This is a genomic window from Streptomyces sp. NPDC090741, from assembly GCF_044769045.1.
In the GTDB taxonomy this organism is placed as follows: Bacteria; Actinomycetota; Actinomycetes; order Streptomycetales; family Streptomycetaceae; genus Streptomyces.
Window position 1 is genome coordinate 1 of record NZ_JBIVXF010000043.1, and the last position, 4456, is coordinate 4456.

Annotated in this window: 2 protein-coding genes and 2 rRNA genes; 1 reads left to right on the top strand and 3 read right to left on the bottom strand. The window is 53.8% G+C overall.

Features of this window, described 5'->3' with window-relative positions; translation table 11 throughout:
• Positions 1-212 (bottom strand): hypothetical protein (locus ACIQU4_RS42270; protein WP_403743260.1); only part of this gene is annotated, 212 nt, incomplete at its 3' end.
• A gap of 502 nt (positions 213-714) precedes the next feature.
• Between ACIQU4_RS42270 and ACIQU4_RS42275 the strand changes: the two genes are divergently transcribed.
• Positions 715-849: a PAAR domain-containing protein gene (locus tag ACIQU4_RS42275; protein ID WP_198108122.1), complete on the top strand. Its 135-nt coding sequence runs from the start codon at positions 715-717 to the stop codon at positions 847-849.
• 105 nt (positions 850-954) lie between these two features.
• On the opposite strand, the gene rrf is transcribed toward ACIQU4_RS42275, so the two are convergent.
• Together rrf and ACIQU4_RS42285 are read right to left on the bottom strand one after the other, a co-directional pair.
• A 5S ribosomal RNA gene (gene rrf, locus ACIQU4_RS42280) occupies positions 955-1067 on the bottom strand.
• Positions 1068-1221: 154 nt separating this feature from the next.
• A 23S ribosomal RNA gene (locus tag ACIQU4_RS42285) occupies positions 1222-4103 on the bottom strand.
• Between the last annotated feature and the right edge of the window lie 353 nt (positions 4104-4456).

Consider the following 4456-nt stretch of genomic DNA (forward strand, 5'->3'; position numbering starts at 1 on the left):
CCAGATGCCAACGGGCGACAGGCCGGCCACACGTCCATGTTTGCAATGGCACCAGCAGTCCGCCGTGCATTTCGTCGTCGCTGCATCGCGCAATTGCGATCGCGATAGGCCGGGTGCGTCTCGCGGTAGTGCCGCCAGTAGTCAGGATGTCGGGCCCGCCAGCTGGCCTGGGCGCGGATCTGGTTCTCGCGATAGTCGGGATCGACTCGCATGCGCTGGTGCTGCCATGCACGCCGGCGAGCACGCTGGCATGCCTTGGCCGAGCAAAAGCGTTGATGAGGGATGTGTGAGAGCGGAGTGAAGGGTGTGCCGCAGGCGGCACAGATCCGATCCGATTTCATGGCCGTACTCCACAGAGGATTCACAATGGGGTCGGCCGTGTTCGGGGCCAGGGTCAGTTGAAGCCAGCTCGCGGGACGCGGCGTCCCACCCTCGCAGATTTTCCGCCGCTCGCGATGCTCGTGCGATTCACGCCTATCAGTTCCACTCTCAGTTCGCGCGGCGCAGAGCCTTGTGCCGCGAGCCTCTGCGGTCCACCCGCAAAAATTTTCACGTTTTGTGGCGTGACTGCCGAGTTTTTTCACTATTCGCGTCAAAAAGCTCGAAACGCCGTGACAGAGTTAGTGAAAAACTCCAATAAATTCAATGGGGCGACTTTTCAACATTTACGACACCCGACACGTAGATAGCACAACCTGAAAGCAGACCCATAAGTTGAAAGCTTACCCGATCGTTCAGGGCTCCAGCCAGTACACTATTGAAGGCCGCGCCGTTGCGCTGGACGGGATGAAGACTGCATGTGGCGCATCGCTGATCGCCAGCCAACAAGAATTCTTGGCAAGCGAGTGATGCTCTCTGATTTCAAATGAATCGGGCCTTGCCCGCTTCACACGCATTTCCGTCGCTGAAATGCAAAAACCCCCGCCTTTCGGGCGGGGGTTTCTGGCTTAGGGAGCCTGACGATTACCTACTTTCACACGGGAATCCGCACTATCATCGGCGTAGAGTCGTTTCACGGTCCTGTTCGGGATGGGAAGGGGTGGGACCGACTCGCTATGGTCATCAGGCAAAGAGGGTTGTTGCGCTGGCTTCGCAGCACAACCAATCCTGGAAGAAGCAGTAATCTTGAGTTGTGTGTATCACACACGAGAATCCAACTTGTCGCTTTGGATCGCGGCCGGTGCTGTCGCACGGCGCCGATCTACAAGGCAGACTTGTTATAGGATCAAGCCTTACGGGCAATTAGTATCAGTTAGCTGAACGCATTACTGCGCTTACACACCTGACCTATCAACGTCCTGGTCTCGAACGACCCTTCAAGGGGATCTAGTCCCCAGGGATATCTCATCTTAAGGCGAGTTTCCCGCTTAGATGCTTTCAGCGGTTATCTCTTCCGAACATAGCTACCCGGCGATGCCACTGGCGTGACAACCGGTACACCAGAGGTTCGTCCACTCCGGTCCTCTCGTACTAGGAGCAGCCCCCTTCAAATATCCAACGCCCACGGCAGATAGGGACCAAACTGTCTCACGACGTTTTAAACCCAGCTCACGTACCTCTTTAAATGGCGAACAGCCATACCCTTGGGACCGGCTACAGCCCCAGGATGAGATGAGCCGACATCGAGGTGCCAAACACCGCCGTCGATATGAACTCTTGGGCGGTATCAGCCTGTTATCCCCAGAGTACCTTTTATCCGTTGAGCGATGGCCCTTCCATACAGAACCACCGGATCACTATGACCTGCTTTCGCACCTGCTCGACTTGTCGGTCTCGCAGTTAAGCACGCTTATGCCATTGCACTATCAGCACGATTTCCGACCGTACCTAGCGTACCTTCGTACTCCTCCGTTACGCTTTGGGAGGAGACCGCCCCAGTCAAACTGCCTACCATGCACTGTCCCCGACCCGGATCACGGGCCAAGGTTAGAACCTCAAACAAACCAGGGTGGTATTTCAAGGACGGCTCCACCGAAACTAGCGTTCCGGTTTCATAGCCTCCCACCTATCCTACACAGATCGGTTCAAAGTCCAATGCAAAGCTACAGTAAAGGTTCATGGGGTCTTTCCGTCTAGCCGCGGGTAGATTGCATCATCACAAACACTTCAACTTCGCTGAGTCTCGGGAGGAGACAGTGTGGCCATCGTTACGCCATTCGTGCAGGTCGGAACTTACCCGACAAGGAATTTCGCTACCTTAGGACCGTTATAGTTACGGCCGCCGTTTACCGGGACTTCAATCAAGAGCTTGCACCCCATCATTTAATCTTCCGGCACCGGGCAGGCGTCACACCCTATACGTCCACTTTCGTGTTTGCAGAGTGCTGTGTTTTTATTAAACAGTCGCAGCCACCAGTTTATTGCAACCCCTTCACCCTTCTGGCGCAAGCCAGTCAAGCTACAAGGGCGTACCTTATCCCGAAGTTACGGTACCAATTTGCCGAGTTCCTTCTCCCGAGTTCTCTCAAGCGCCTTAGAATACTCATCTCGCCCACCTGTGTCGGTTTGCGGTACGGTCATCGTTAGACTGAAGCTTAGAGGCTTTTCTTGGAACCACTTCCAATTGCTTCGCTCCCTAAGGAGCTCGCGCCACACCCTTGAATTCCGCACCCGGATTTGCCTAAGTGCCTTCTCCAATGCAGCGACCGGGACTTCCAACACCCGGACAACCTTCCGCGATCCGTCCCCCCATCGCATCTAACAATGGTGCAGGAATATTGACCTGCTTCCCATCAGCTACGCATTTCTGCCTCGCCTTAGGGGCCGACTCACCCTACGCCGATGAACGTTGCGTAGGAAACCTTGGGCTTACGGCGAGGGGGCCTTTCACCCCCTTTATCGCTACTCATGTCAGCATTCGCACTTCCGATACCTCCAGCACCCTTTACAAGGCACCTTCGCAGGCTTACGGAACGCTCTCCTACCATGCGAGCAAAGCTCGCATCCGCAGCTTCGGTATATAGCTTAGCCCCGTTACATCTTCCGCGCAGGACGACTCGATCAGTGAGCTATTACGCTTTCTTTAAAGGGTGGCTGCTTCTAAGCCAACCTCCTGACTGTTTTAGCCTTCCCACTTCGTTTCCCACTTAGCTATATTTGGGGACCTTAGCTGGCGGTCTGGGTTGTTTCCCTCTTGACACCGGACGTTAGCACCCGATGTCTGTCTCCCGTGATTGCACTCTTCGGTATTCGGAGTTTGCTATGGCGGGGTAATCTGCAATAGACCCCCCAACCATGACAGTGCTCTACCCCCGAAGGTGAGACACGAGGCACTACCTAAATAGTTTTCGGAGAGAACCAGCTATTTCCAGGTTTGTTTAGCCTTTCACCCCTATCCACAGCTCATCCCCTAACTTTTCAACGTTAGTGGGTTCGGACCTCCAGTACGTGTTACCGCACCTTCATCCTGGCCATGGATAGATCACCTGGTTTCGGGTCTACGCCCAGCAACTGAACGCCCTATTCGGACTCGCTTTCGCTACGCCTGCCCTATACGGTTAAGCTTGCTACTGAACGTAAGTCGCTGACCCATTATACAAAAGGTACGCCGTCACCCCTTACGAGGCTCCGACTGTTTGTATGCATGCGGTTTCAGGATCTATTTCACTCCCCTCCCGGGGTTCTTTTCGCCTTTCCCTCACGGTACTGGTTCACTATCGGTCGATCACGAGTATTTAGCCTTGGAGGATGGTCCCCCCATCTTCAGACAGGATTTCACGTGTCCCGCCCTACTTGTCGCACACCTAGTTCTTTCATACTGTTTTCGCCTACAGGGCTATCACCTGCTATGGCCGCACTTTCCAGAGCGTTCGGCTAACAATACAAATAAAGAGTGCAAGGCTCATCCCATTTCGCTCGCCACTACTTTGGGAATCTCGGTTGATTTCTTTTCCTGCGGTTACTTAGATGTTTCAGTTCACCGCGTTCGCTTCGCATGGCCTATGTATTCAGCCATGGATACTCCAAAAGGAGTGGGTTTCCCCATTCGGACATCTACGGATCAAAGCTTGTTTGCCAGCTCCCCGTAGCTTTTCGCAGGCTACCGCGTCCTTCATCGCCTGTGATCGCCAAGGCATCCACCACATGCACTTGTTCGCTTGACCCTATAACGAGTCTGTCTCGCGACAGTCGCTACAGGTTGAGTTCTCGCGTTGTGCCGTATTCCAATTGAGTCAAACATAGAGTTCGAATCATCTTGAGATACATCGATACAATCACAACCCGGATAACTTTCACGTCCATCTCAAGACGCTTCCGCTATCCAAATTACTTACTTCTTCCAGATTGTTAAAGAACGACAGCCGATACTTTCGTACCGCTCTGACTGGCTCAATCGCCAATGACAAAGACTCGAACAATCGTCATTCGAATGTTTGTCATTGAAGATTGGTGGAGGCAGACGGGATCGAACCGACGACCCCCTGCTTGCAAAGCAGGTGCTCTCCCAGCTGAGCTA